We start from the raw sequence: 2,553 nt of genomic DNA on the forward strand, positions 1-2,553 counted from the left end.
GTTCACGTTGTTTGTTTCGTTCAGTTTTCAAAGAACTTGTTTGCCGCTCATTTGCGACTCCCTTATGTTAACATTTTCATATTTCAATGTCAACCAAGTTTTTTTATTTCTTTTGTCGCTTTCTGCGTTGTTGCTATCGGCGACTTGTTCTATATTACACCTCTAAGATACAACCGTCAATATGTTTTTATAAAAAACTTCATTTTTTTATAAATGCTATTTACGTTATTAAATTATCTATCTATATACCTCTTCTATAAGAATAGATAAGCAACCCATGAAACACTCTATGGGTTGCTATTCCATCATAAAAACTATTGTTCTTTTGAAGGTACAGAACAACTTTCATCAGTACAAGACATATCACTTCCACCCTCTGAAGAAAGCTCTTGTAACTTAGGTGCAGGATTCTCTTCTTCCCACACTTGTTGAAGTGCACCAACAAAAGTTTCGAGTGGTTGCGCACCTGAAATAGCATACTTTTGATTAATAATAAAATAAGGTACTCCTGAAATTTGATATTGCTGAGCAATCGCTTCATCAATTCTAACATCATTTGCATATGCACCTTTATCATTAATAACACGTAAAGCTTCTTGCTTATCTAAACCTGAAGCTTCAGCAATAGTAGCAAGCGTATCCACATCACTTAAATTTCTCGATTCAGTGAAATATGCAAAAAGTAGATTTTCCGTAATCTCTTTTTCTTTTTCTTTCCCTTGATCCTTTGCAAATTTAGCAAGACGATGCGCATCAAAAGTGTTCGTCGGCTTCATCTCTTCAAAATTAAAACTTAAACCCATACTAGCTGCATGATTGCCTAGTTGTATATTATTACGCTTAGCTTCTTCAATACTAATCCCATACTTTGATGCAAGTACTTCATTAATACTTGTTCCAGAATAGATTGGAGCATTTTGGTCTAATTCAAAACTTTTAAACTCAACTTCAACATCCTTCTTATGCGGAAATTGCTCTAAAGCCATTTCTAATCTACGTTTCCCAATATAACAAAATGGGCATACAAAATCTGACCATACTTCAATTTTCATAGAAACACCTCATTAACATGTAGTTTTCAATTATTGTAGCACTGGCAATAAGGAATTCAAAAATTTATGCTTCAAACCTTATATACTACAAACCAAAATAAGTTTTTAAATAGAAAAAACGATAATCAAAAGTATAAAAACATTTCCTTCTGATTATCGTATATACAAAATACAAATCTAAAACAATCTAATTACACTGGAATGTATCTCCCCACGAACTTCCATACGGTATTCCAATATTTATTCGAATCTACCTTCTCGGCTTCTCCATGTCCAGCACCTGGAACAATTAATTTCTCTTTTTCTACTTTTGCAGCATTATATACTTCATCTAACATTTCATAAGGAACGAATGTATCAGCATCCCCATGAATAAATAGCATAGGTGTTTTACTTTTCGCCACTTGTTTTATAGCTGAAGCTTCTTCTAAATCATATCCAGCTCGTAATTTTGTAACTGTATTTGCCGCATTCATAACAGGAAACTTCGGCAAGTGGAATAAATCGTTTAATTGATACGTAAATTCATCAATAACAGTTGAGTATCCACAATCTTCAATAATAACTTTAACGTTAGCAGGTAACTCTTCACCTGAAGTCATCATTACAGTGGCCCCGCCCATTGAAACACCAAAGAGTGCTATTTCAGCATTAGGGTCTTTCTTTACAATTTGTTGAATCCAAATCAAAATATCTTTACGATCGTGCCAACCCATCCCTATATAATCGCCTTCACTATTTCCATGCCCACGAAGGTCTGGCGCTATGACATTATATCCTTCTTCATAAAAGTTCCGGATATATTTCGTCATTTTCGATGCCCTGCTATCATATCCATGAACTACAATTGCCCATTTATGGCTAGATTGTTCATTCATATATTCATAACCTGTTAAATTCAACTTATCGAAAGAATTTACGTTCAATGTATTAGGTTTATGATTTGATACAAAGTTCGCATCCTTTTCTTCATTTGTAGCAAACACACCTCCCGATGCATTCACAGTTTCTACTAAGTGAGGATTATCCTCTAAAAACTCTTTCTCTTGTTTCGCATTCAACGCATAATTATAAAAATAATTCCCGGCTAACATATAAGTAATTGCTAGAAGGACTAAAACTACTATAGTAATTACACCTATCTTTTTCATATTATCTCCTTTTTCAAAATTAAATCTTCTTATATTCAAGTACTCAAAAAAACAACTGCACTATTTTAACACACCGACAGCTTGCTTCTACAAAAAATAAAATAGAAAATCTTAAACTACACATCAAAAATGACGAAAGAAAATGAATATGAGAGGATCAAAAGAATAAGGATTACTTACTTGAGACTGATAAGAAGTTTAAAACACAAAAAAGACGAGTCATTCTGACTCGTCTTAAAGTTGCTTGGCGACGTCCTACTCTCACAGGGACAAGGTCCCAACTACCATCGGCGCTAGAGAGCTTAACTTCCGTGTTCGGTATGGGAACGGGTGTGACCTCTCTGCCATCA

2 protein-coding genes and 1 rRNA gene are annotated in these 2,553 nt (G+C 34.2%); all 3 read right to left on the bottom strand.

What is annotated here, in order from left to right:
* Positions 1 to 314 precede the first annotated feature (314 nt).
* Complete coding sequence (locus AC1DKZ_RS32635; RefSeq protein ID WP_476997955.1) at positions 315 to 1,052, bottom strand: DsbA family oxidoreductase; 738 nt, start codon at positions 1,050 to 1,052, stop codon at positions 315 to 317.
* Between the two features lie 191 nt (positions 1,053 to 1,243).
* Complete coding sequence (locus tag AC1DKZ_RS32640) at positions 1,244 to 2,203, bottom strand: alpha/beta hydrolase (protein ID WP_476997956.1); 960 nt, start codon at positions 2,201 to 2,203, stop codon at positions 1,244 to 1,246.
* Between the two features lie 242 nt (positions 2,204 to 2,445).
* Positions 2,446 to 2,553, bottom strand: a 5S ribosomal RNA gene (gene rrf, locus AC1DKZ_RS32645); the annotation flags it as partial.

The organism is Bacillus sp. 05T21 (assembly GCF_056396785.1).